This is a genomic window from uncultured Streptococcus sp., assembly GCF_963511325.1.
In the GTDB taxonomy this organism is placed as follows: domain Bacteria; phylum Bacillota; class Bacilli; order Lactobacillales; family Streptococcaceae; genus Streptococcus.
Genome location: NZ_CAUPII010000017.1, coordinates 1 through 26104, shown reverse-complemented (window position 1 = coordinate 26104; position 26104 = coordinate 1). Strand labels below are relative to the sequence as shown.

The 26104-nt window shown below is 41.8% G+C and carries 27 protein-coding genes; 2 read left to right on the top strand and 25 right to left on the bottom strand.

The window, feature by feature from the left end; all coding sequences use genetic code 11:
• Positions 1-37 precede the first annotated feature (37 nt).
• The 14 genes from RQ973_RS06075 to RQ973_RS06010 all read right to left on the bottom strand — a co-directional run bounded on the left by RQ973_RS06075 (position 38) and on the right by RQ973_RS06010 (position 16334).
• On the bottom strand, positions 38-1540 hold the full coding sequence (locus RQ973_RS06075; RefSeq protein ID WP_311523168.1) for a zinc ABC transporter substrate-binding protein AdcA: 1503 nt from the start codon (positions 1538-1540) through the stop codon (positions 38-40).
• Between the two features lie 9 nt (positions 1541-1549).
• Positions 1550-2356 carry a metal ABC transporter permease gene (locus tag RQ973_RS06070; RefSeq protein WP_311523167.1) on the bottom strand — a complete coding sequence of 269 codons (807 nt, stop codon included), beginning with the start codon at positions 2354-2356 and terminating at the stop codon, positions 1550-1552.
• Positions 2349-3053 carry a metal ABC transporter ATP-binding protein gene (locus RQ973_RS06065; protein ID WP_045762612.1) on the bottom strand — a complete coding sequence of 235 codons (705 nt, stop codon included), beginning with the start codon at positions 3051-3053 and terminating at the stop codon, positions 2349-2351. Before RQ973_RS06065 ends, RQ973_RS06070 begins: the two co-directional genes overlap by 8 nt.
• A complete protein-coding gene (gene adcR / locus RQ973_RS06060; protein WP_045613682.1) occupies positions 3053-3493 on the bottom strand; it encodes a zinc-dependent transcriptional regulator AdcR in 441 nt (146 codons plus the stop codon). The genes RQ973_RS06065 and adcR overlap by 1 nt, the downstream gene beginning before the upstream one ends.
• 244 nt (positions 3494-3737) lie before the next feature.
• The gene (gene nt5e / locus RQ973_RS06055) at positions 3738-5771 is read right to left on the bottom strand and encodes a cell surface ecto-5'-nucleotidase Nt5e (RefSeq protein ID WP_311523165.1); all 2034 of its coding nucleotides are present in this window, start codon (positions 5769-5771) and stop codon (positions 3738-3740) included.
• Positions 5772-5909: 138 nt separating this feature from the next.
• Entirely contained in the window at positions 5910-7178 is a 1269-nt protein-coding gene (gene dltD / locus RQ973_RS06050) for a D-alanyl-lipoteichoic acid biosynthesis protein DltD (protein WP_311523164.1), read from the bottom strand.
• Positions 7171-7410 (bottom strand): D-alanine--poly(phosphoribitol) ligase subunit DltC, encoded by a 240-nt coding sequence (gene dltC / locus RQ973_RS06045; protein WP_036757952.1) that lies wholly within the window; start codon positions 7408-7410, stop codon positions 7171-7173. Before dltC ends, dltD begins: the two co-directional genes overlap by 8 nt.
• Before the next feature lie 13 nt (positions 7411-7423).
• Entirely contained in the window at positions 7424-8668 is a 1245-nt protein-coding gene (dltB, locus tag RQ973_RS06040) for a D-alanyl-lipoteichoic acid biosynthesis protein DltB (RefSeq protein WP_311523161.1), read from the bottom strand.
• A complete protein-coding gene (dltA, locus tag RQ973_RS06035; protein WP_281335297.1) occupies positions 8665-10215 on the bottom strand; it encodes a D-alanine--poly(phosphoribitol) ligase subunit DltA in 1551 nt (516 codons plus the stop codon). The genes dltB and dltA overlap by 4 nt, the downstream gene beginning before the upstream one ends.
• Before the next feature lie 20 nt (positions 10216-10235).
• Positions 10236-10367 carry a teichoic acid D-Ala incorporation-associated protein DltX gene (locus tag RQ973_RS06030; RefSeq protein WP_000358457.1) on the bottom strand — a complete coding sequence of 44 codons (132 nt, stop codon included), beginning with the start codon at positions 10365-10367 and terminating at the stop codon, positions 10236-10238.
• A gap of 229 nt (positions 10368-10596) precedes the next feature.
• Complete coding sequence (locus RQ973_RS06025; protein ID WP_281335296.1) at positions 10597-11301, bottom strand: MIP/aquaporin family protein; 705 nt, start codon at positions 11299-11301, stop codon at positions 10597-10599.
• A gap of 70 nt (positions 11302-11371) precedes the next feature.
• Positions 11372-13198, bottom strand: a complete 1827-nt coding sequence (glpO, locus tag RQ973_RS06020; protein WP_311523160.1) for a type 1 glycerol-3-phosphate oxidase — start codon at positions 13196-13198, stop codon at positions 11372-11374.
• Between the two features lie 41 nt (positions 13199-13239).
• On the bottom strand, positions 13240-14748 hold the full coding sequence (gene glpK, locus RQ973_RS06015) for a glycerol kinase GlpK (protein ID WP_311523158.1): 1509 nt from the start codon (positions 14746-14748) through the stop codon (positions 13240-13242).
• A gap of 158 nt (positions 14749-14906) precedes the next feature.
• The gene (locus RQ973_RS06010; protein WP_311518965.1) at positions 14907-16334 is read right to left on the bottom strand and encodes a helix-turn-helix domain-containing protein; all 1428 of its coding nucleotides are present in this window, start codon (positions 16332-16334) and stop codon (positions 14907-14909) included.
• A 165-nt stretch (positions 16335-16499) separates the two neighbouring features.
• Between RQ973_RS06010 and hslO the strand changes: the two genes are divergently transcribed.
• Both hslO and dusB read left to right on the top strand, forming a co-directional pair.
• A complete protein-coding gene (hslO, locus tag RQ973_RS06005) occupies positions 16500-17372 on the top strand; it encodes an Hsp33 family molecular chaperone HslO (protein WP_311523157.1) in 873 nt (290 codons plus the stop codon).
• A complete protein-coding gene (dusB, locus tag RQ973_RS06000; protein WP_311523156.1) occupies positions 17359-18339 on the top strand; it encodes a tRNA dihydrouridine synthase DusB in 981 nt (326 codons plus the stop codon). Before hslO ends, dusB begins: the two co-directional genes overlap by 14 nt.
• A 147-nt stretch (positions 18340-18486) precedes the next feature.
• Here dusB and RQ973_RS05995 read toward each other — a convergent pair whose 3' ends face one another.
• From RQ973_RS05995 to RQ973_RS05945, 11 genes are all read right to left on the bottom strand, one after another.
• Positions 18487-19086 carry a response regulator transcription factor gene (locus RQ973_RS05995; RefSeq protein ID WP_049549191.1) on the bottom strand — a complete coding sequence of 200 codons (600 nt, stop codon included), beginning with the start codon at positions 19084-19086 and terminating at the stop codon, positions 18487-18489.
• A complete protein-coding gene (locus RQ973_RS05990; RefSeq protein WP_049549190.1) occupies positions 19087-20184 on the bottom strand; it encodes a sensor histidine kinase in 1098 nt (365 codons plus the stop codon).
• The gene (locus RQ973_RS05985) at positions 20184-20921 is read right to left on the bottom strand and encodes an ABC transporter permease (RefSeq protein ID WP_049549189.1); all 738 of its coding nucleotides are present in this window, start codon (positions 20919-20921) and stop codon (positions 20184-20186) included. The genes RQ973_RS05990 and RQ973_RS05985 overlap by 1 nt, the downstream gene beginning before the upstream one ends.
• 1 nt (position 20922) lies before the next feature.
• On the bottom strand, positions 20923-21807 hold the full coding sequence (locus RQ973_RS05980; protein WP_049549188.1) for an ABC transporter ATP-binding protein: 885 nt from the start codon (positions 21805-21807) through the stop codon (positions 20923-20925).
• Positions 21794-21988, bottom strand: a complete 195-nt coding sequence (locus RQ973_RS05975; protein WP_049549187.1) for a hypothetical protein — start codon at positions 21986-21988, stop codon at positions 21794-21796. The genes RQ973_RS05980 and RQ973_RS05975 overlap by 14 nt, the downstream gene beginning before the upstream one ends.
• Positions 21985-22176, bottom strand: a complete 192-nt coding sequence (locus RQ973_RS05970; protein WP_006149242.1) for a hypothetical protein — start codon at positions 22174-22176, stop codon at positions 21985-21987. Before RQ973_RS05970 ends, RQ973_RS05975 begins: the two co-directional genes overlap by 4 nt.
• A gap of 224 nt (positions 22177-22400) precedes the next feature.
• Positions 22401-24065, bottom strand: coding sequence for a DAK2 domain-containing protein (locus RQ973_RS05965; protein WP_049549186.1), 1665 nt, complete (start codon positions 24063-24065; stop codon positions 22401-22403).
• A gap of 2 nt (positions 24066-24067) precedes the next feature.
• Positions 24068-24433, bottom strand: a complete 366-nt coding sequence (locus RQ973_RS05960; RefSeq protein ID WP_000216431.1) for an Asp23/Gls24 family envelope stress response protein — start codon at positions 24431-24433, stop codon at positions 24068-24070.
• Positions 24434-24583: 150 nt separating this feature from the next.
• Positions 24584-24772, bottom strand: a complete 189-nt coding sequence (rpmB, locus tag RQ973_RS05955; protein WP_001140948.1) for a 50S ribosomal protein L28 — start codon at positions 24770-24772, stop codon at positions 24584-24586.
• Positions 24773-24879: 107 nt separating this feature from the next.
• Positions 24880-25554 carry a LiaF transmembrane domain-containing protein gene (locus RQ973_RS05950; RefSeq protein ID WP_049549185.1) on the bottom strand — a complete coding sequence of 225 codons (675 nt, stop codon included), beginning with the start codon at positions 25552-25554 and terminating at the stop codon, positions 24880-24882.
• A 4-nt stretch (positions 25555-25558) separates the two neighbouring features.
• Positions 25559-26005 carry a LytTR family DNA-binding domain-containing protein gene (locus RQ973_RS05945; RefSeq protein WP_004250544.1) on the bottom strand — a complete coding sequence of 149 codons (447 nt, stop codon included), beginning with the start codon at positions 26003-26005 and terminating at the stop codon, positions 25559-25561.
• Positions 26006-26104 lie beyond the last annotated feature (99 nt).

Below are 26104 nucleotides of genomic sequence, written 5' to 3'. Positions count from 1 at the left end.
AAACTTTCCTGTTCGCTTTTATCATGTGAATCGTATCTTAATGAGCCAACATTTCTTGGGCGATTTCTTGACCAGATAAATTCTCTGGATAGTAGGTTGGCCAGTTATCCATTTCTTCAAAGAGGGCTTCCTGGCTAGTGCCTCCAAAGAAGATATGGAAATGCTCTGCCTTGACTGGTGCGATATTGTGGTCGCTAAACTGAACATACTTAAATTGTCCAGCATCCGCATCTGTTGCTTCAAAGAGATAACGAACTCCTCGATTCCCTTTCTTGTAGGTTAAGATTTTCTTGCCGACATACTTGTAAGTATATTTCTTACTTTGGCCACCTTGGATGAATTCCATAGTATTATCCGTGATATTAATCTTAGATACATCGGTTTGATAGCCTTTTTGATAGTAGGCTTTATATTCATCCTTGGTCATCTTACCAGTCAATTTAGCCTTGTAGTCAAAGACTTGGTCTAGAGTACCATTTTCAAGGAAAGGATAGACAGACTGCCAGTTACCAGCATAGTCACTCAAGGTACGATCCTTGACATCGGCATCTTCAAAGTAACCATTTTGAACGGTTTTAGTTTCCTCTGCTTTTTCTGGCTCAATTTCTGCCCCTGCTTGGTCAGTTGTTTGCTTGAGGGCCTTGAGATTTTTCTCCATGACAGAGATATAGTTTTCTCCAGCCTTCATGTCCTCTTCGGTCAAGCTTTCTAGAGGATTCAGAACGTCTAACTTAACTCCTGTTTCTTTTGAAAGAGTATTAGCTAGAGCTTGAGAGGCATTTTCTTCAAAGTAGATATAAGAAATCTTGTTTTTCTTGATGTACTCGGTCAATTCTGCCAAGCGGCTTGCTGAAGGCTCCGCATCTGGGGAAAGACCTGAGATAGAAACTTGATTCAGTCCGTAGTCTAAAGCTAAGTAACGAAAGGCAGCGTGTTGAGTCACAAAACTCTTTTGTTTTGCACTAGAAAGTCCTTCAGTATAGGCCTTGTCCAAGGCTTGTAGTTTTTCGATATAGGCAGCTGCATTTTGCTCGAAAGTCGCCTTCTTATCTGGATAGTCAGCTGAAAGACTATCACGGATGTACTCTACAAGCTTAATGGCACGCGCAGGAGACAACCATACATGAGGGTCATACTCGTGATGATGACCTTCTTCACCGTGATCATGGTCTTCCTCTTCTTCACTTCCTGGAAGAAGCAACATATCACCAGTCGCCTTGATTGTTTTTACTTTTTTCGCATCTAGTGAATCTAAAAGCTTGGGGACCCATGTTTCCATGTTCTCATTTTCATAAACAAAGGCATCAGCATCTTGGATTTTAGCAACTGCCTTAGGCGATGGTTCATAATCATGTGGTTCTGTCCCTGCCCCGATTAAGAGCTCGACATTGGCTGTATCGCCTGCTACTTGTTTGGTAAATTCGTAAACAGGGTAGAATGTTGTGACGATATTTAATTTTCCGTCTGCTTGTTTTTGATTGGAACAAGCGACTAAGAATAGTGTCACAAGACTTGCCAAAAGTAGGCCTAGTTTTTTCATTTTCTTCTCCTATTTGATAAAACGTTTGAGTAAGCTGACTAACAAAAAGACAACTACAAAGATAATGGTAATACTTGCACTCGGTGGTGTCTCTGCATAGTAGGAAATATAAAGTCCTGCTACCATACCTAGAAAACCAATAACGCTGGCAAGAATCATCACCGAGCTAAAGTTCTTCCCTAAACGCAAAGCGATACTAGCTGGCAAGACCATGATAGTTGATACCAAAAGTGCCCCTGCAGCTGGAATCATAAGAGCAATAGCCACACCCGTCACCATGTTAAAGAGGATAGACATGGTACGCACTGGAAGACCATCGACAAAAGCTGTATCCTCGTCAAAAGTTAAGATGTACATGGGTCTTAAAAAGAGGAAGGTCAGGATTAAAACAACCGCTGCAATGACAAAGAGCCCAATTACCTGTTCTTGACTGATGGTCACAATAGAACCAAACAGATATTGATCCAAACTCATCGAGCTAGAGCTCTTACCCTTACTCATAACAATGAGTGAAACTGCAAGACCCGTCGACATGAGGATAGCAGTTCCAATCTCCATAAAGCTCTTGTAAACCGTGCGGAGATATTCAAGAAAGACTGCCGCAATCAAGACAATCACAATGGTCGAGATGGTCGGAGAAATCCCTAAAACCAAACCAAAGGCCACACCTGATAGCGATACGTGACTCAGTGTATCACTCATAAGGCTCTGACGACGCAAGATGAGGAAGGTCCCAAGGACTGGCGAAAAGAGACTCATGGCAATAACAGCCAAAAAGGCTCGCTGCATAAAATCATAAGACAATAGATTAAACATGGTCCACCTCCTGATCATTTTCATGGACATTGAAACAACGCCATGGCGAATCTTGGTCACGGACAAGGTGGATATTGCGATCTGCGTAATCCTTGACTTCTTCAGGATCGTGAGTAATCATCAAAACAGCCTTGCCATGGTGGTGGGCACTGTGATGCATGAGTTCATAAAATTCATTCTTGGTACCTGCATCCATCCCTGTTGTCGGCTCATCCAAGATAAAGATATCTGGATCTGAAGCAAACATACGTGCAATGACCGCTCTTTGCTTTTGCCCACCAGAGAGAGAACCAATGCGTTTATCCCGATGTTCCCACATACCAACTGAGTTTAAACTAGCCTTGATGTGTTCTTCATCATGGGCATTCAAACGACGGAACCAGCCCTTTCTTGGGTAGCGACCTGATTTGACAAACTCATAAACAGTACTTGGAAAGCCCGCATTAAAACTTGCAATCTGCTGAGGAAGATAGGCGATTCTTAGCTTTTTCCCATGAATATTTGTCTTTGAGATGGTTACTTTCCCAATTCTCGGTTGTAAAATACCTAGACTAGCTTTGATAAGAGTAGTCTTTGCCGCTCCATTTTCTCCTGTCAGTGTGACAAATTCCCCACTATCAACACTGTAATTGATATGCTCAAGCACAGGTTCCTTGTCATAATAGAAGGACAAATCCTCTACTGTGATGTATCTCATTACTTGATTTCTCCTACTAAAGCAGTTAAAAACCGCTGGATAATTTTTTGTTCGTTTGGTGTGAACTGAGTGGCAACCTGCTCATAAGCCGAGAGGGTATGTTCATGATGATGGTGGTGTTCCTCAGCAATAGGTCGAGCCAAGTCTGTCAATTGATAGAAGACAACACGAGCATCCTTAGGGTCCTTAGACGTTTCTAACATTCCCTCCTTAACCAGGGATTTGATAGCCTTTGTAACGGCAGCTTGACTAACATTGAGACGACGCGCCAACTCAGAGTTGGTGAGCGACTCCTCTGATAAAAGCATGAGAATATGCTCCTGGGTATTGGTCAAGGCTACATCACTGGTACAATGACCAATGAGAATTTCATGCTGATTTTCCGCCTTGAGAATAATCTCATTTAAAAAATGATCGATATCTTTTGCCAACTGTCTCATGATTTGCTCCTTTCTCAGAACGGAATTTCTATAAATACAAGGTTTTCATACTCTTCAAAAATCAAATTCAAACCACGTCAGCTTCGTCTTGGCGTACTCAAGTACAGCCTGCGTCTCGCTTCCTAGTTTGCTCTTTGATTTTTATTGAGTATCGCACCATTCCTTTACTAGTTAAGTATATCACATCCAAGCAAGGAGTCAAGAAAAAAGATGAAAACACCTGAGATGTTTTCATCCTTTAGAATTATTTTTCTTGTTTACGGCTAGTCCAGAGGGCTGTCGCTCCAAGAATCATACCCAATAGCATCATGAAAATAGATTGCTCACTACCTGTATTTGGAAGTAGTTTCTCTGAGACTACTGTTTTCTTAGCAAACTTATCTGCAACCTTATAATCAACTTTTACAGTAGAAGGTTGAGTCGGTTTTGTTGCTGGGTCTTCTACTGGTTTAGCTGGATCTTGCTCTTTACCTTCTTCAGGAAGTTTAAATGTTTTTGAGTCCACAGAAATCGTGCGTGAGTTTGGATTTACCTTTTCATACTGAATCAAATCAGCTGTTTTAAGGTAATCTTCAAAGGCAGCATCCATTGAAGGCCCTTCTTCTCTAGCTCCACCAAGCATGGTATAACCATCACCACCTGCTGCAAGGAAGTCATTGGTTGCTAGGTAGTAGACTTTCGCCAAATCTAGTTTTTCATAAAGACCAGTCGCACGATTCTTAACTTGAATAGCCAAGACACGTTTGCCTGCAGCTAGGTTTGTATCGTAGTAGACCTTGGCTCCTGAAATCTGTAAGAATCCACCACTTGGTTCTAGCAATGGTTGACCATTTTCATCCAAGACAGTTTTTCCTGCCTTATCAACCTGCAAGATAGAGCCGAGTGATTTTTCAAACATATCCAGAACTTGCTGACCAGTTACTTGAATTTGTGAGATTGTGTTTCCAAATGGTAGAACCGCAATGACATTTCCTTTTGTAATTGGTTTACCCTTGGCAATCGTTTCACGCAAGCCACCACCATTGGTCACAGCGATATCTGTTGGATGACTAAATCCTGTTTGGCCATACTGATAGAGAGAATCTGCGACGACATTTCCAAGGTTTGTCTCGCGGACACGGACATTTTCACGGTCACCGTTCAATTCAACTGGACTATTTGAAACAACCTCTATAGCATTTTCAGCGTCATACTTTTGTTTGATGTCCTTGACAAGTTTTTCAATTTTTGGATTAGCTTCCAATTTCTTAGCATCTGCAGCAGGTACCTGGCTTGGATTTCCCAATAATTGACGAGATTTGTAAGTGATTTTACCAACGTTATGGAGATAGCTTCCTGTCTGGTTGTAGGTCACATTGTCTCCATAGGTAGTCGATTCTACTGTATGAGAGTGACCATCAATAACAGTGACACGCTTACCTTTCAAAAGAGGATTTTTTGAAAGTGCTTCTGCAAGTGTTGAACCGCGCCATTCTACTGGTGTTGTTGTATCAACTCCCAAGTGAGCGAGAACAACATAGTGTTTGTAGTCTTTGCCTTCTGCCAAGGCTTTAGCTTGAATTTCTTCGATAACCTTGCTAACCTCTGCAATAGGTTCTGTAAAGGTTACACCTGTAACATTTTTAGGGTGGGTCTTAGTAGCTGTTTCAGGTGTTGTCACACCGATGACGACAAACTCATCACCTTCAACATCCTTGTTCTTATCAACAATTGTTGCTGCTTCAAATAAACGAGCCCCATTCACATAAGTGTTTGAGCTGAGCAATGGGAAGTTCAAAATTTCTTTGTATTTTTTAACTTCATCAAGTCCAAAGTCGAACTCATGATTTCCTACAGCCATAGCATCGTAACCCATCTCGTTTAGGATTTTGGCACGTGCTTCACCCTTTGTAGAGTTTGAAATTGGCAGACCTTGGAAGGCATCACCTGCATCCACCACTAGAGTCGTTTGATTGCCCTTTTCGCGCTCCTTCTCAATAACTGTAGCGAGTTTGGCATCTCCGATTACTCCTTTTTCTTCTACGATACGACCATGAACGTCATTGGTATGCAAGATAACAGTATCTTGTTCTTCTTTTTGAGGTGCAGCTTCTTCAGCTGGCGTTGCCGGACTTGTAACAACCTCAGGAGTCGCTGCTACTACTGGTGCTTCTGTAGTGCTCACAACTTCTGTAGCTTCTGAAGTACCAGTATTTTCTTCAGCATAGACTTGTCCAGCTAAAAAGGCTGGAGCTAATAGGGCTGTCGATAGGACAGGCAACAAAAAACGTTTATTCATTTTGAAATCCCTTTCTCTTCTTTCTCCTACCATTATACGCTATTTAGCATCATTTTTAAACTTTTAACCTTTTTGAAGGTAACCTATCCGACATTTCATAAAAAAGTCTGAACAAAAAGTTCAAACTCCTTTTCTATATTATTGAAAATCTTGGATATTCCCATCATAGGTTGCCCAATCTTGACTAAAGAAACGGTCATTCATTTGGTAATTAGGTACTGTTGTTGGATTGCTCAAAAAGGGATTTACAACTTTATCAAATGCTAACCAGCCTAACCAACCGATATGAATCGTGTCCTTAACAAAGTAGGGATCTCCACCGTTTTTTGAAAAGTCAGCGATATTGGTGAAGCCTTGACTCTCCAACTGGTAACGAATTTTTTCAACTGTGTGTTGATACATCTCCTCACTTAGTCCGGTATAATCCATCCATTTTTTATTGACAGGTTGAAAGACAAAGAGTACATTGACCTTAGATTTGGCAAATTGATCGAGCACTAACTGCAAATCATTGTACTCAGGTGATTTGAGAAAGTTAAAATTCTTTTGAGATCCTTCCCATTTTTTCCAATCTTTCTTTAACTTAGTATTGTAAAAATGGTTCTCTACTCCCAAATCATTATTGGTCGTATTTTCTTCACCCTCTTTTCGAGCGATATTTTCCAATTCTTCATAAGAAAATTGATCTGGGAGACTGCTCAAATATTTCTCAACATGATCTTTGTACCTTAATCGTCCACGAATGGAGAATTGTCCAAAAAGAGCTGATTGTTTCTCATTTAATTGCGACGAAATATTAATCATACTTTGGTCGAACTCTGATAATTTTTCTCCTTTAGCTAATTTCTCAACGATGCTCTTCATAGAAACACCAGGATTTTGCTTTAAGAGTCTATTGGCAGCATACTGAGAGGCTGCATCCCCAGATTGATTCTCTAAAAAGGCAGTCAACTGGTCATTGTTAAAATAAGTTTGGAAAATAGTCGGGTCATGATCTTCTTTTGTAAACCACTGTGGAGAAATGACAAATACCGCTTGCTTATTTTCAAGTTCGGATGTAATTTGTTGTATTCCAAAATACTGACTGAGGGTAGCTGCTCCTGCCTGTCCCATAAAGTAAGGACGATAAGAACGGTCATACTTTTCAGCTAGTACTGCTGGATGCATACTATCAAAACGCATCCACTCACTAGATCCACAAAAAGGCACAAAACGCATATCAGGATCCGTAAGAGCTCTTACTTTTTGACTTCTTTCCTTAAAGCTTTCTGCACTTATCGAAGCGGCAGAGTATTTTTCCTCCATGAGATTATGACTTGGGCTACTTGGATAGAAACAGATAAGAAGGCACACCAACAAGCCCGCTAGAAAGACAGGCCCGAAAATCACCCACAAACGCTTAAGCATTCTTTAACTCCGCAATTCCTGCTACGATTTTATTAGCTGTATTCCAGTCATCACGACCAAATTCTGTAACTGGGACACGAATATCAAAGCGGTTTTCGATTTCCACAATTAATTCAACTGTCCCCATACTATCCAAGACACCTGCATCAAAAAGATCCTCATCCATCATGTCAGAAACATCTTCCATAAACAATTCATCAATAATTTCAATAACTTCTGATTTGATATCCATTTTTTAATTCCTTTTATTTTTTAAACCATAAATCATTCAAAAATCCAGAGAAGATTAAGAATGAAACCATCACGACATGGAAGGTTATCACCATGCCAAGCAACTGAACCCAGCGATTCTCAGGCAAGGGAGCTTGCCCTGCTTTCTTACGTTCTTTATTGAGCGTTTTTTTCTTTCGAACCCAAGCATCATTAATGACTAAGCCCACTCCATGAAAGAGTCCGTAGGCGATGTAAAACCAAGTTATCCCATGCCAGAACCCCATAAGGAGCATGTTCAGGATATAGGCGACACTTGAAGTCACATTTCGATTCTTAAAGAGCTTCTTTCTTGTCATCACCATGACCATGCGCATAAAGACAAAGTCACGGAACCAGAAGGATAAACTCATGTGCCAACGATTCCAAAACTCCTTCAAATCCCTTGATAAAAAAGGTTTGTTGAAGTTAATCGGACTACGAATCCCCATCAGATTTGAAATAGCTAGAGCAAACATAGAGTAACCTGCAAAGTCAAAAAAGAGCTCCAGACCAAATGTGTACATGACTGCAACTACGTAGTAGTTAAAGAAGCCACCTGTTTGTAAAGCTAAATTCTTTAGCGGTGGCAATAAAATCTCGCCTAAAATATGAGCTAGGATAAATTTATATAGAAAACCCCACATGATATACCGAACGGACTCGGCTAGCATATCTAGCAACTCATCGCGCTCTGGTATCGTCTGATAATTTTCATTAAAACGTTTGAAACGATCAATAGGACCACTTGAAAATGTCGGCATAAAGAGAAGAAAACGCAAATACTCCCACAGGTTCAAATCCTTAATGACTCCATCTCGAAGTTCGATGATGATTCCCACCGAACGAAAAGTCAGGTAAGAAATTCCCAAAAATCCAAGCAAAGATTGCGTTCCATTGATAGCAGGTTGCACCTTGACAAAGATAATCGGAAGGAGGGACAGAAAACTAACTAGGTAGAAGACCCACTTGCCATCCTTACTTTTTCGATAATGCTTGTAGAAAAGAACCAGTACCATTTGCCAAATTAGATAGATTCCTAAGGCAGCTATTTGATTAGTCTTGCCACCCGTCAACATGGTAACGATAAAGAATAGACTAACCAGTATTTCATACCAGGCAAAACGTTTTTTGAAAAAAAGACCGATAAAGATGGGCAAGGTAGCAGTAATCACGTACAAAAAGTACTGCGGATTCCCATACGGCTCAATATGAGGCAGCTGTTTCAGGAAATCCATCATCTATTATTCACCTCGTTAATCAATCCTTTGATATCAATCTTGCCATTTGGAGTCAGTGGCAATTCCTCTCTATAAAGAAACTTAGATGGCATCATGTAAGACATCATAATATCTTCCAAGTCTTCCTTGATAGCTTTCGTGATATCAATTTCGCGCTCAAATTGTTCTTTGACGCCATCTTTTAAGATAACATAGGCCAAGAGGTTTTGAACCTTGTGGTCTTTGTTGTAACGTGGAACTGCAACAGCGGATTCAACATACTGAGATTTATTCAAGTTTTGAGAAACATCTTCTAGCTCAATGCGGTAACCGTTAAACTTGATCTGGAAGTCCATCCGTCCACCATAGAGAAGGAGACCTTCATCTGTCATAGTTCCCACATCTCCCGTATGATAGGCTGGAAGACCTTCAAATTCGAAGAAGGCTTCAGCTGTTTTTTCAGGATTGTTCATGTAGCCTTTTGAAACAGCAGGTCCAGATACGATGATCTCCCCTTGTTCTCCATTTGGCAATTTGTTCCCTTCCTCATCAATGATAAAGGTTGGAGAATCTTCTTTGGTGTAGCCAATTGGAAGACGTTTCAAAGTTACTAACATCTCATCTGTAATAGCGACTGCTGACAAAGCAACTGTTGCTTCCGTTGGTCCATATGCATTAATGATGCGTGCATTTGGAAAACGCTTGCGCAATTTCTGAGCTGTTTTAACTGTCAACTCTTCCCCATCAAAGTAAAAATGAGTAATGCCTGGCATCTTTTCAGCATTGAAATCTTCAGACAACATGGCCATATCTGCAAAAGATGGTGTTGAAGTCCAGATAGCAATCGGAAGAGAAAAGATGGTCGCAAAGAGTTGCTTAAAGTCTTGAGTAATGGCTGATGGGAGGGCAAAAAGTGTACCACCAAGTGCCAAGGTCGGTGCCCAGTACATGACAGACAGGTCAAAAGAATAAGGTGGCTGAGCCAGCATTTGTGGACGACTTGGCGTCGCAAATTCCTTATCCGTAATCATCCAGTTGGTAAAGCTGAGAAGGTTATTATGCGAAATCTGCACCCCTTTTGGTTTCCCAGTTGTCCCTGAGGTAAAGATGATGTAGTAGTTATCATTCCCTTTGACCGGATGCGTCATCTCATAGCTTGCCCCTTGAGCAAAGGCTTCTTGAACCTGAGCTAGATTCATCATCGGTGTAGAAACCTGCTTCAATGGAAAGTCTGAGATAGCAATAATCAAACTTGGCTCTGCCACTTCTAAAATAGCCGAAACTCGCTCCAAGGCCGAATGACTGTCAATTGGAATGTAGGCATGACCTGACTTGGTCAAGGCTACAAAGGTAGCCAACATCTCATACTCCTGACCACCAAAAACGACTACTGGAGATTTTTCAGGTAATCCTAGCTGATCAATGGTTGCAGCCAAACTATCTGAATCAGCCTTTAAATCACCATAGGTACGTTCCTCACCAAGAACATTATAGACTGGAAAGGTAGGTTGAGTTTGGGCGAAATATTCAATCACTTCAATCATATCTTTTATCGGCTTATTAGACACGATGATTTTTCTCCTTTAAACTAAAATTCATTGTAAATAAAGCTTCCCTGACTTTGTCCTAGGTAACTAAAAAAGTAAAGCAAACCAAGTAGAACAATAAAATACAGGACCGTTTGCCCTAAAAAAACATAAATTGGTTTCTTTTTATCCATAATTAACTTCTTTTTGTAAATTTTCAATAATTTTATGCAAATATACAATTACTATTTTTTCTTGTTCCCATTTTACCACTTTATTCCCTCTATTTTCAACTGTTTACCATAACTTAAAAGTTCGTTTTAGGTTATTTTAAGACAAGTTAAAATATTAATGTTTTGCCCTCAAAAAACAACAAAGTTTGAGAAGCCAATCTCAAACTTTGTTACAAATAGCTCTTTTATCTTAGAAAAGTGAGAATACAAGCACGGCCAAGGCTGCACCGATAACAGGTCCCACAACTGGAATCCAGGCATAAGACCAGTCTCCATCTCCCTTATTTGGAATTGGCAAGATGCTGTGCATGATACGAGGACCAAGGTCACGCGCAGGATTCAAGGCATAACCTGTTGTCCCACCTAATGATAGACCGATACCGACAATCAAAGTTCCCACTGCAAAGATTCCGATACCAGGCTGAAGGTCATAAAGCCCCAAAGCAAAGATTGTCAACACCAAAACAAAGGTTCCAAGGATTTCACTGATCAAGTTAGAAACTGTATCCTTGATGGCTGGCCCAGTACTGAAGGTTGCCAGGATATTGCCTGCATTTTCTTCTGCATCATAATGCGGTTTGAATTGCAACCAAACCAAAATCTGACCGAGCATAGCTCCTGCAAACTGGGCTAGGATATAAGGGAATACTGATGCCCAAGGCAGGCCACCTTTTAAGGCCACACCAATGGTCACAGCTGGGTTTAAATGAGCTGGACTGAGCTTGCCAGACACAAAGGCTGCGACAGCAACGGCAATCCCCCAACCCATAGTGATGACAATCCATCCTGAATTGTTACTCTTAGTTTTGGGAAGAACTACACCTGCAACAACACCATTTCCTAGAAGAATCAGGATTAAAGTTCCCAAAAATTCTCCAAATAATTCTTTCATCATATCTTTGTCTCCATTTAAAAGAAGGAGAGAGAAAGCAAGGAACGCTTGTCTCCCTCTCTTCTAGTTTTTCTTAATTTTTTAATGCTGCCAAGTCATTTTGAGCAAGAGCTGCTTCGACATCAACACGGTAAGTTGTTTTCTCTTCTTCTGTCCAGTCATAGAATCGTCCCATTTCATCCAAAACTGGCTCAACGATGCTATCCAAGCTATCACGCATAAAGAGCATATGGTTGGTACGACGAAGAAGGAAGTCAACTGGGCTAAGAGCCAACTCATTGCGCATTGCATAGTGAAGGGACAAGGTGTCTGCCAAACTGAGTCCTGGAGCTTGTTCCAAGCTGTGAGCAAGGGCAAAGACCTTTGGTGCATTTGAACCGTAAAGATTTGCCAGATAATGTGCTTCCTTGCTATCCAAACCACGTGATACTCCAAGTTGCGCAAAGGCTTCGATTTCTGAATCTACATTTGCTGGATTCAATTCTCCACCTGAAACAGGATAAGTCTTAGAGTTGATGAGTTTAAAGCTGCGGTCAAACTCTGCTTTCAAAATCTCAACTACGCGCTCCATAGCCCCTTCAGCCATCTTACGGTAGTCTGTGATTTTACCACCAGCAAGGGTCAAAAGGCCATTGTCATCACGATCCAAGCTCGAACCACGAGAAACTGCAGATGGATCCAAATATTTCTCAGATGTGCTGCTTTCAAGCTTGCTGACAGCAGATTCAACATCTTCACGCGTTTTTTCTTTCGATAGATAAGCTTCGACAGTCGCAATCAAGTTGTTAAAGCTTTCGTCACTAATAGTTCCGTTATTTCCTCCATTGTAGTCAGAAGCGCTATTGCCTGCAATCAATGGACGAAGACCTGCCCAGCTGCTTTCGATATCATCAATGGTGATGTTGGCTTCTGGGAAGCGGTTGTTGACAATGCCAAGTAGATAATCTACATCTTCCTGAGTCACTTTCGGATGTTCCAAATCACCTGTGTAGTCTGTATCAGTTGTACCGAAGTAGGTCTTGTTTTCACGTGGGAGAACAAAGACCATACGACCGTCACCCAAACCTGTGTCAAAGTAAACTGGCTGTGACACCTTGATCTTGCTTGAATCCACTACCAAGTGAACTCCCTTAGTTGGACGCATTTGTGAGAATTGTGTTCCCTTATTAGACAAATTGCGTACCTTGTCGCTCCAAGGACCTGTCGTGTTAATCACCAGACGGGCCTTGATTTCAAAGACTTGGTCTGTCAACAAATCACGAGCTACGACACCTGTAATCTTGCCACTTTCGTCAAAGAGGAAGCCTTCTGCCTTCACGTGGTTGGCAATGAGGGCACCGTCTTGGTTGGCACGTTTGATGTTTTCAATCACGAGACGCGCATCGTTGTTACGGAAGTCAAGGTAAACCCCACCTCCTACCAAGCCTTCTTTCTTCAAGTTTGGTTGACGTTCCAAGACTTCTTCCTTGCTCAAGACCTTGTTAGCAGCTGGCGTATTGTTAACCCCTGCCAAAAGGTCGTACAAATCCATGGCTACTTTCAGACGGAAGAGGCTAAAGGTCGCTCCATCTTCATCGTAAACTGGCAAAAGCATTGGATCTGGTTTTGGAATGTGTGGAGCGATTTGTTGAACCACTGCACGTTCAGAAACTGTATCTGATACCACTTCTACGTCAAATTGCTTAAGGTAACGAAGACCTCCGTGAACCAATTTTGTTGAACGGCTAGATGTTCCTTCTGCAAAGTCTTGCATTTCAATCAAACCAGTATCTAGACCACTAGCTGCTGCCTGTAAAGCTACACCAGCCCCTGTGATTCCTCCACCGATAATCAAGAGGTCCAGGGTACGTTCCTGCATTTTTTTAATTGATAATTCACGTGTTTTCTTTGAAAATTCCATATTTACACACTTTCTAACTGAGTCGCTTTATTCTTCCAATATTAGTCATCTACTTCCGCGAAGACTTGCGTTGCTTTTACAGCCTTCTTCCAGCCCTTGTAGAGTTGTTCCTTGCGCGATTCGTTCATGGATGGCTCAAAAAGTTCTCCTGTCTCATTCAAGAGTTTCAACTCATCCAAATCCTTCCAGTAGCCTACTGACAAACCTGCTAGGAAGGCTGCTCCTAGAGCAGTTGTTTCCAAGTTTTTGGCGCGTGCGATGTCGATTCCTAAGATGTCCGCTTGGAACTGCATGAGAAAGTTATTCATAGCTGCACCGCCATCCACCTTCAAGACTTGGATAGCTGTCTGAGCATCCACTTGCATGGTATCAATGATATCACGCACTTGATAAGCGATAGATTGCAAGGTTGCCTTGATAAAATCTTCTTTGCTTGTTCCACGAGTTAAGCCAAAGACAGAACCACGAGCATTTTGGTTCCAGTATGGAGCACCTAAACCTGTAAAGGCTGGAACGACATAAACTTCGTCATTATTGTGAGAGTCACGAGCATATTTTTCAGACTCTGGTGAGTTTTCAACCATGCGAAGTCCGTCACGAAGCCATTGAATGGCACTTCCTGCGATGAAGATAGAACCTTCCAAGGCATAGTAAACCTTGCCGTTAATACCATAACCAATGGTTGTCAAGAGGTTGTTTTCAGACAACTGCATTTCTTCACCAGTATTCATGATGATGAAAGAACCTGTTCCGTAAGTATTTTTGACCATACCAGGCTCAAAAGCCAACTGTCCAAAGAGGGCTGCCTGTTGGTCCCCAGCCATACCTGAGATTGGCACTTCACCGCCGTAGAAATGGAAAGGAGCTGTCTTACCGTAGATTTCAGAGTTAGAACGAACTTCTGGAAGCATAGCCTTGGGAATGTTGAGGATTTCCAAAATCTCATCATCCCATTTGAGTTCTTTAATGTTATAGAGCATGGTACGAGCCGCATTTGAGTAGTCGGTCACGTGAGCCGCACCGTCAGTTAATTTCCAAACCAACCAAGTATCGATAGTACCAAAGAGCAACTCACCCTTTTCTGCTCGCTCTTGAGCGCCTTCTACATGGTCCAAGATCCAACGAACCTTGGTCGCAGAGAAGTAAGCATCGATGATCAGACCAGTCTTCTCATGGAATTTCTCTACATAACCTTGTTTTTTTAGTTGTTCAGCCAAAGGCGCTGTCTGACGAGACTGCCAAACGATGGCATTATAGATAGGAAGACCTGTCTTTTTATCCCAAACAACTGTCGTTTCACGCTGGTTGGTAATCCCGATAGCTTCTATTTGACTTGGCTTGACACCACTTTCGATGAAAGCACCCGCAATAACTGACTGAACAGAGTTCCAAATTTCATTGGCATTGTGCTCAACCCAACCTGCTTGTGGAAAGATTTGTGTGAATTCTTTTTGACTTGAGCTGACCTTTTCCCCTTTTTTGTTAAAAATAATGGCACGAGAACTGGTAGTCCCTTGGTCAATGGCCATAATGTATTTTTCTTGTGACATGTGCTGTCCTCCTGATAAAGATCTTGAGGTTATTTCCTCTTTACAGTAACTAGTATACAAAATAAAGCGCTTTCTTGTTTATCAATTTTTTTAAAATTTTTAAAAAAATTGATAAGATTGTGAGAATTTCACAAAAAAGACCTGGATTCCCAAGCCTTTTAAGCAAATAGTATCTGACGAATCCCTGCCAAATCTTCCATATCCAAGTCGTTTTTTAAATAATAAACTGGTGTCTGTTCCTTCCTATGAATCGGGTTATTGGTAACCAGCAAATCATAATGCCGAGTTCGGTCATAGGCTTCAATGCTAATAAAACGATTGTATTCCAAATACCGTTTCAAAATGGCTACCATCCTTGAAAAGACAAGAAAACCAGATGTCAAATCCAGACCAATCCGCATATGCTGGCCACCATTTTCAGCCATATATTCGATCAACTGGAGCCATTCCCAGAGAATCTTCTTATCCAAATCCGTCCCCTGCTGAAAAGTGGGCAAGGTATGAAAAATCTCCTCTGCCGTTCCCCTAAAATCATGTTCCATCAGCAAATAAGGATGATGATTCTCTAACTGGTACTTGTAGCGATCCTGTAAAATATAGCCCTTGTATAGATAGACTTGGGCACAAAGCTGACTGAGTTCATAGGTAACATGGTCCTCTGTATAATCACCCAGCAACTCCTCCTTCTTCATTTCTTGAATCAATTGCGTTAGCAAATCTGCCAACTGCCCTCCAAAACCAAGGATATACTCCATGGTATGAAGAGGAAGGATGCGATGAGACAAGAGGAAAGAGAAGAATATCATCATCTCACCATCCTCAGTTCCTATAGGGATATGTTGCCCAGCAAAAAAAGACGAGGTCTTTCTGAGCAAACGAAGGTAGAAAATATTGTCAAAATAGCCTCGCATTTTATCTTCTATGACTTGAAATTGACAGGCATTGACACGTAGACGTTGTTGGCTGATATGATTCCACAAAATCAAGTCTAACTTCTGCCCCGAAGACAATTGAGCACCACAGATTTCTTCTAAACTAGCAATCTCCCGCCTTCTCTCAGGCTTTTGCATTTCATTTCCCCAGTCCTTACTCGACCAAACCTTACGTAAAAGACAGAAATAGAAATAGCGAATCTGATGCTCTGGACCGCGCCACCGGCCATTTTGGATGGATAAATCAAATTCTGACAAAAACTGATTTAAACTAGCCAAGTGGCGACCAAGTGTAGCCTCACTAATCATCAATTCTTGAGCCAGCTGATGGGCTTGAAACTGCTGGTGATAGAGCAGATATAGTAAAATCTGGTATTTCACCGCATTGTCTAAAAATAGGCGACGAATATCACGCCCCTTAGTAGTCGCACCGACTGACAAGTTGACCTGCTCTTCCTGTAGATGAATCTGTACATCTAGACCAACTGTTTGCGCTCTTTCATTTGTGAATAAGATGTACTTGGTCACAGTCGCTTTAGAGAAGCCCGTCTCCTCCATCAGTGCTTTTAAGGTCGTTTGTGACTCCTGCAATAAAAAAGAAAGGACTAAAAATTGACCAGCTTCAGCTTTTTCCATCAAATCTCCTAAATACATTTGTTACCCCTTTCATTTTCTTCTTCAAGCATAGCATAAATTAAAAAAATGCTAAAATAATCTGTTTATCTTTTCGGTTTTTCCCTAGTTTCAAACTCAAATAATCCTCAGAATCAGCAAACACCCCACTCCCCCTTTGGGCATTTTTATGCTAAAATAGTAGCTATGGATAAAATTATTAAAACTATATCAGAAAGCGGAGCCTTTCGTGCTTTTGTCCTTGATAGCACAGAAACCGTCCGCACTGCTCAAGAAAAACACCAAACCCAAGCTAGCTCATCTGTAGCGCTTGGTCGAACTCTTATCGCTAGCCAGATTCTCGCAGCCAATGAAAAAGGAAATACTAAACTAACAGTTAAAGTGCTGGGATCTAGCTCACTAGGTGCCATCATCACCGTCGCTGATACCAAGGGGAATGTCAAAGGATACGTTCAAAATCCTGGTGTCGACATCAAAAAGACTGCAACTGGTGAAGTCCTAGTCGGACCTTTTGTTGGAAACGGTCAATTCCTCGTTATCACAGACTACGGCATTGGAAATCCTTACACCTCTATGACTCCCCTCATCTCTGGAGAAATCGGTGAAGACCTTGCCTTTTACCTGACTGAAAGCCAACAGACCCCTTCAGCAGTCGGTCTCAATGTCCTTTTAGACGAAGAAGATAAGGTCAAGGTTGCAGGTGGCTTCCTTGTTCAAGTTTTGCCAGGAGCCAAGGAAGAAGAAATCGCTCGTTTTGAAAAACGCATCCAAGAAATGCCAGCTATCTCAACCCTTCTGGAAAGCGACGACCATATCGAAGCCCTCCTCAAAGCAATCTACGGTGACGAAGCCTACAAGCGTCTTTCCGAAGAAGAAATCCGTTTCCAATGTGACTGTAGCAAAGAACGCTTTATGAAGGCTCTTTCTAGTCTCCCAAGCTCAGACTTGCAGGAAATGAAGGACGAAGACCACGGGGCAGAAATCACTTGTCAATTCTGCCAAACTACTTATAATTTTGATGAAAACGACCTGGAGGAACTCATTCGTGACAAATCTTAATACCCCCTTTATGATTGGCAATGTTGAGATTCCCAATCGTACCGTTTTAGCACCCATGGCCGGTGTGACCAACTCAGCCTTCCGTACCATTGCAAAAGAGCTTGGAGCTGGACTCGTTGTCATGGAAATGGTCTCTGATAAAGGTATCCAATACAACAACGAAAAAACTCTGCACATGCTTCATATCGATGAAGGCGAAAATCCTGTCTCTATCCAACTTTTTGGTAGCGATGAAGACAGCCTCGCACGCGCAGCAGAATTCATCCAAGAAAACACCAAGACCGATATCGTGGATATCAACATGGGCTGTCCAGTTAACAAAATCGTCAAAAACGAAGCTGGCGCTATGTGGCTCAAGGATCCTGATAAAATCTACTCTATCATCAACAAGGTCCAATCAGTCCTTGACATACCCCTCACAGTTAAAATGCGTACAGGCTGGTCTGACCCATCTCTAGCTGTCGAAAATGCTCTAGCTGCCGAAGCTGCAGGTGTTGCTGCCCTCGCTATGCATGGCCGTACACGTGAGCAAATGTATACTGGTCATGCTGATCTTGAGACCTTGCACGACGTAGCCCAAGCTCTGACCAAGATTCCCTTCATCGCCAACGGTGACATTCGCACTGTCCAAGAAGCTAAACAACGTATTGAAGAAGTCGGTGCTGATGCCGTTATGATAGGACGCGCAGCTATGGGGAATCCTTACCTCTTCAATCAAATCAATCACTACTTTGAAACTGGAGAAATCCTTCCTGATTTAACCTTTGAAGATAAGATGAGAATCGCCTACGAGCACTTGAAACGCTTGATTGCTCTCAAGGGAGAAAAGGTTGCGGTCCGTGAATTCCGTGGACTCGCTCCTCACTACCTCCGTGGAACATCAGGCGCAGCTAAACTCCGTGGTGCTATTTCGCAAGCTAGCACACTAGCAGAGATTGAAGCCCTATTGCAATTAGATAAGGCCTAAACTTCTATACTACCTATAGAGTATTAGTTTGACTTTCCTAATCGATTTGTTCATACCTTATTTTAATCTACTATAATAGTCACATAACACAAAAAATCTCTTAGATTCATTTCTAAGAGATTTTTTAGATTTTTTCTTTCTTCCCCCTCACAACCATCCTTCTTCTTCGGCGGTTTTGGCTGCTTCGGTTCGGTTGCTAGCGTTTAGTTTGGAGAGTATATTGGTCATGTAATTACGGACGGTGCCGTTTGAGAGGTAGAGCTTATCCGCAATTTCTTGGTTGGACAGCCCCTGTGCTACTCCATGCAAAACAGCGACTTCCTGCTCGGTCAAGGGATTGGGATGGGTCATCATGACTTCCATCAGCTCTGGAGAATATTCCTTGCGTCCCTCTAACACCGTATGCAAGGTTTGCATGAGGTCTGCAATGTTTCTTTCTTTCAATACATAAGCATCTACTCCAGCCTTGACCGCTCGTTCAAAATAGCCTGGGCGTTTAAAGGTCGTAACGATAACCACCTTTGTTTCAGGCACTTCTTGTTTGATCCACTCAAGTGCTTCTAGTCCTGTCTTGACTGGCATTTCGACGTCAAGGATGGCAATATCTACTGCTTCTTTCTCCAAAACCTCGATAGCTTCAGCTCCATTTTTCGCCTGCAAGACGGTCTCCACATCTGGTTGAAAGCTTAAGAGCTGGCACATGGCATCTCTAAGCATACTTTGGTCTTCTGCGATTAATACTTTCATCTACTTTCTCTCCTTATAAGGCAGATGCACGCGCACCTCTGTGGGATCTTTCAAACTGACCAGCTCTACTTGACCTGAGAAGGCTGCTGCACGGTCACGGACTGTATGAAGTTCATTCCCTTTTACATTTGCAAATCCTTTCCCGTCATCTCTAACTATCAGGACCAATTCCTGATCTGTACGTTCCAGTTTTAGATAGGCTTTTTCAGCGCTGGCATGCTTGATGATATTGGTCGCAAGTTCTAACAAAATCATAGCAGCTGTCGACTCCACATCTTGGGTCAAACTAGCCTTGTCCAACTGATTGTCAACCTGAACTTCAATCCCAGCAATCTCTAGCATCTTTTTGACAGTCTCAAGCTCTGAAGCTAGGGTCCGTGATTTCAGATTTTCCACAATGGTTCGCACTTCATTCATGGAATCCTTGCTGATCTGGTGAATTTCTTTTAATTCCTTTTCCACCTGTGGATAAGCCTCCATCTGAAACAACTGCAAGGCTAAATCTGTCTTGACACTCAGCATCGCAAAGGTATGTCCCAGACTATCATGCAAATCCTGACCGATACGACTACGTTCATTTTCAGCAAGCAATAGATTTATCTGGGCATTTTGCTTGGCCTGAGCTTCTTTCAAATCCTCGACAATGCGAATTCGAACCAAGCCCAATGTCATCAAATCCACAAAAGTAAGAATTCCAAGCTCAAAGGCTACAGCCTCAGTTTCGACAGACTGAAACATCATGAGTTGTCCAACAACAAGAACTTGAGCAAGGAGAAAAGTCCAGACATGAAGTGAACGTAGGCTACGCACTCTAAAATGATAAATTAAGAGATTGGCAAGGAAAAAGAAGAACCAGATATAATTTACACCAACAAAGGCAGTATAGCCAGCTACATAGGCTAGCATGATAACCCAACAGAGCCAGGATAAACGCTGACTCTTGGTGGTTAAAACACCTAAGTAAGCCAAGACAAATAGAATATCAATCAACAAATGCCAGCTAGGAAGCTCCCCAGTCACTACAGGCAGGATGGGGAAAATCATAAAAATTAAACTAGCCCAAAACATATAATGTATGCTTTTCAGTCTTTCAAGCATTAAGCATTCTCCTTATGACCTTGAAGGTAAATGGTCAAACCAAACAAAACTGCTGAAAAAACAAGTAGATAAACTGTGGCTGATAGATTGATGCCACCCTCGTTTAAGAAGGTCTTGAGCAACTCCATCAACTGATAAGTTGGTAGGCACTTCCCGATTGCTTGCATCCAGTCTGGAAATAAAGAGACAGGCATCCAGAGTCCGCCTAAAACAGCCAAACCAAAGTAAAGAAGATTGCCCACAACAGACATCAGCTGACTGGACGGCAAGAGAGTCAGGGTTAAGCCAAGTGCTACAAAGGCAACACTTCCTACTATCAGCAAGAACGCAGCTCCAATCCAGTTTCCAAGAGACATATCCACACCTCTTACAAAATGCCCAACTGAGAAAACAACCAGAATTGAGACCAAATAATCAACCATCATACTTGTTATCTTTGATAGATAATATTCTACCATATTTACAGGGCTATGACGTAATATTTTCTGCCAGTTGTTGATCTTGTCGGTATGTAAAACAACTGGGAATGAAAAGATAGCTGTCGACATCATGGAAAAAGCCGTCATGGAGATGAGGTAGTCGCGCATAAAATTAGCCGGTCCACCTGGTGTGTCCTGGTACATACCTGAAAAGAATAAATAGAAGGCTGTCGGCATCCCTACGGATAATAGATAATAGACTAATTGTCGTTTGGTCAATAGAAATTCTATCTTGTTTAGTGCGATCCATCGTTTCATCTTAGTCATCTCCCTTTTGTGTTTTTTCAAAGATTGTATCTAGCAAACTACGGTTATTAACTTCGATTTCTTGTATGCTACATCCTGCTTGAACTAACAGTTCCCAAAAAGCATTTGCCTCTCGTGTGACTACTTGCAGAGCATCTTGTTTTTGTACCCAGTTTTCAACCAAGTTAGACTGCTCAACAATTTCCTTGTATGCCAGAGGAAGGATAAAATGCTTTTCAATCTCCTCACTACGCATAGCTAGAGGCGTCGTATCACGAATCAACTCTCCCTTATTCAAGACCAAAATCCGGTCAGCTGTATGCTCTACCTCTTCGATGTAATGGGACGAATAGAGAATGGTAACTCCCTTAGCTTTTAGCTCCTGAACAATTTCCCAAAAGCGTTGACGGGTTGAAGTATCCATGGCCGCAGTTGGTTCATCTAAAAAGACAAGCTTTGGTCGCCCAATCAAGGTCAAGACAAAAGAGAAGAGACGCTTTTGCCCACCTGACAATTTTTCTGCGAATTGCTCTTTTTGTTGCTGGTCAAACTGCAATAGTTGATCGATTTCCTGGTTGCTCAAGGGATTTGGATAAATGCTTTGAAAGAAAGCAATCAACTCTTTGACCTTTAATTTCTGAACGATGACATTTTCTTGAGGGAGGTAGCCTCTAATGTAGTCTAACTTAGAGCTCGTCACTGGCAAGTCTTGGATGGATACTTGACCGCTTGTGACCAGTTTATCTCCAAGCAAACAGTCCAAGAGTGTTGTCTTTCCAGCACCATTTGGCCCAATCAAGGCGACGCATTCACCTTCAGCTACCTCAAAGGAAATATCCTTCAATATAGCCTTGCCCTTGATGTTTTTATTTAGGCTTTCTACCTTAATCATGTTCATGAGACTCTCCTTTCAGCCACTCCTTTCCCATCGGAAAGGCGATAAAAATCATAAATCCTAATCCCCAGGCACCGCGAATGGCTTGGTGAAGGATAGCTTGATCAAACCAACCTGTAAACATTTCTACCAACCATACCACTAGTGATAGTCCAATAAAAAGATAGAGAATCGCTTTTTTCATTTTTCAAACTCCTTTTTCACATCTGAGACTAATTTCAAACCTTCTCGGATCAACCAAGACATGATTCCAAAACTTGCAAACAACTCCCAAGGAAAATGATAGAAGCCTTCATCCAATCCTGAAAACATGAGATAAGTCATGACTCCTGCTGCTACTAAACTCATTGCAATAATTACTTTATGTTTCATTTTTTTCTTCCTCCATTTGATACATCTAGTATAATTCTTTGAAGGTAGAATCACTAGAAGCTTCTGTCATGAGGAGATATGACAAATGTCATTAAAAATGATGGAACAGAAATTACTAGATTGGATTGATTTTCTAGCACCAATCAGCTACTGGGTCCAAAACTCATTGCAAACCAAAAAGATCGGGAATCTTTTCCCGACCTCTTTCGTTTTCTATTTCATTCTTATTCCACACTGAAAAGATATGGATACACTGGTTGTTGACCTTGGTGGATTTCTACTTCAACATCTTCGAATTCTTCTGCGATTTCTTGGGCGATTTGGTTAGCCAATTCTTCACTTCCATCTTCACCGATATAGAAGGTTACGATTTCACTGTCTTCATCCAACATATGTTTCAAGGTTTCAGTCAAGGTTTGGTGCATATCAGGGTTTGATACGAGGATCTTACCATCTACCATACCCAGATTGTCATTTTCATGGATTTCCAAACCATCGATAGTCGTGTCACGAACGGCTGTTGTTACACTACCGCTGACCACATCACCAAGAGCTGCAGTCATACGTTCTTTGTTTTCTTCGATAGACTTGCTTGGATCGAAGGCAAGAAGACTAGTCAATCCTTGAGGAAGGGTACGAGCTTCTACCACAACAGCTGGTTGTTCTAATACTTCTGCAGCAGATTGTGCTGCCATGAAGATATTTTTGTTGTTTGGTAAGAAGATAATGTTGCGAGCATTCACTTGCTCTACAGCCTTGATAAAGTCTTCTGTCGAAGGGTTCATGGTTTGTCCACCTTCGATGACATAGTCCACACCTTGAGCACGGAAGATGTCTGCCAAGCCTTGTCCAGCTACTACTGCGATAAGGGCGTATTCTTTTTCTTCAGCTGGCTTGCTGACTTGAGCTTCTTTTTCCACTTGTGCTTCGTGTTGGTTACGCATGTTATCGACTTTAACCTTAACCAAGCTACCATATTTGAGACCTTCTTGCATGACAAGACCTGGATCTTCTGTATGGACGTGAACTTTAACGATTTCATCGTCATTGACAACAAGCAATGAGTCCCCAAGGTCATTCAAGTAGCTACGGAATTCATCGTAGTTAAACTCTTTAGCATAAGTTGGGCCTTGCTTAAGAGCAACCATGATCTCCGTACAGTAACCAAAGGTGATGTCTTCTGTTGCCATATGTCCAGCTACAGACTTGTGGTGTTCAGCATTGATCATTTCACTCATGTTGGCTGGAGTAGCGACAAAGTCCTCAGAAGCGCTATATTCACCAGTAAGAGCTGAAAGGAAGCCTTCGTAGATGAAGACCAAACCTTGACCACCTGAGTCCACAACACCAACTTCCTTCAAGACTGGAAGCATGTCTGGAGTCTTAGCAAGAGCTGTTTTAGCTCCTTCCAAGGCAGCACGCATAACCTCAATGGCATCGTCTGTCTGCTCGGCTTTTTTCTTAGCACCGATGGCAGCGCCACGTGATACAGTCAGGATTGTTCCTTCAACTGGCTTCATAACAGCCTTGTAGGCTACTTCAACACCAGATTGGAAGGCAAGAGCTAGGTCTTTTCCTGTTAACTCTTCTTTTGTCTTGATGGCTTGTGAGAATCCGCGGAAAAGCTGAGAAGTGATAACTCCTGAGTTCCCACGCGCACCCATCAACAGACCTTTAGCCAAGATACTTGCAGCCTCACCAACAGTTGAAGCTGGTTTGTCTGCTACTTCTTTAGCACCATTTTCGATAGTCATTCCCATGTTTGTTCCTGTATCTCCATCTGGAACTGGGAAGACGTTTAATGAGTTGACATATTCGGCTTGCTTGTTCAAACGAGTAGATGCAGCCTGTACCATTTCTTGAAATAAGCTTGTAGTAATATTTGACACGATTATTCTCCTACAACTTTGATATTTTGAATGTAGACATTCACAGTTTGAGCAGTAATGCCAAGTTGGTTTTCCAAACTAAAACGTACACGCTCTTGGATATTTTTTGAGACTTCACTGATTTTTGTTCCGTAGCTCAACACGGTATATACATCAACTGCAATGCTACCATCTTCGGCCGCTTTTACAACGACACCTTTAGAATAATTTTCCTTTCCAAGGAGGGCTTGGAAATTATCTTTGAGGGCTTTCTTACTTGCCATACCGACCACACCAAAAATCTCAGTTGCTGCACCGCCTACAACGGTAGCAATCACTTCATCTGTTAGTTCGATTTGACCATCTTTTGTATTAATTTTTACAGTCATTTTTTCTACCTCAACTAGTTGATACTCTATTTTATCATATTTCAAGCCAAGTGTAAAAGCAGAATACTGTATCGGCGGATATTTGCTCCTTTGACGAGTGATTTTGTACTTAGAGCAAAAGAAAAAGACCTGATGGCCTTTTACTATTTATTAAACGCGTTCTACTTTACCTGATTTCAAAGCACGAGCTGAAGCCCAAACTTTTTTAGGTTTACCATCGATAAGTACAGTAACTTTTTGAAGGTTTGGTTTTACGGCACGTTTTGTTTGGTTCATCGCGTGTGAACGGTTGTTTCCTGATACAGTCTTACGACCTGTAAAGTAACATACTTTAGCCATTTGTGTTTTTCTCCTATTAGATCTAATATAGCGGATGTGCTAGCACCACATACTGTACTATGTTATCACACTTTCTCTTTTTTGGCAAGGGGATTGAAAGATTTTTTTTATTTAACGTAAACAACTCCTAGTTTCCCAAAAGCTACATCTCCACGGATAATCAAAGTTTTGCTGGTTGGGGCTAGAGGGGCATCTGCCTTGGCTGCTCCACAAAAAGTCTCTACCTTTAGATCTACTCTCCAGTGTTGAGGCACGTAGATAACTGCATTCCCAAATCCGACTTCGATATTCAGAGTAGCAAAATCACCTAACATCTCTGCATTGTCATAATAGATTTTGGCATTCCCAAATCCGACCTCAAACTCATCTTCTACAAATTCTTGGTCTTGCTTGTAAAATGTACCCGCCCCAAAAGCGACTTCCTTGTCTGTCAGAATGGTCTTTTCACCGTCATACCACCATTTTTTTCCATTCCAAGTTCTGTTAGAATGAGTGAGTGCGCTGACACCCATTACGATTAAAATACTTGCCCAAAACAATGATTGATTGGGAATCGGTAAAATGTCATAAAAATGATTAGCAATCATGAGGGCCACTAGGGCTGTAAAAGAGGCTGATGTCAGATGACGACGAAGCAAAGCTTCAATTGATTGATAGGCAAAAAATCCAATACCAATCAAGGGCCAAATCTGCCCTCCCAGAGAAGGGATTCCAAAATTCCCCTGCAATAACACTAAAGCTGCCAATACTAGCAACACAATACCAAATGCTTTCTTTTTCATGTTCTTACCTCATGTTTCTTAGATTTTCTTTTAGGAGGGATTGGTAGTGCCGTGACACGTGAACCTCCTTGTGGGTCTGATAAAAGGAAATAGTTCCTGTCCCTGAAAAGGATTTGTCAACCGAGTAAACTTGCCGAATATTAGCAATAGTCGACTTGGATACCCGACTGAAATAGCGTGGCAGGATAGACTCCAACTCATAAAGCTTGAGCCGAACCTCGTAGGCCTCTTTCTGGGTATGGGCGTAAATCTTGCTCCCTTCCGTCTCAAAAAAGAGGATTTCTGCCAAGTCTAAGTAGTACTCACCCGTCCCCTTATAAAAGATCAACCTAGGAGCTTTGGTTTCTTGCAAGAGTCGTTGCAAGTCAGCTATTTCATCTGTCAGGGCTGCAGCTTTGATGACAATCTCTGTCTCAGTTAATTCACTATCAATCTCGATTCGTAACTTCATCCTATCTCCTTTCTGCATCTACTATACCAAAGGCCAGAGGACTTTATAGTCACTTAGTTTATAAAATACATGTTATAATAAAGCCATGGCATATAGTAC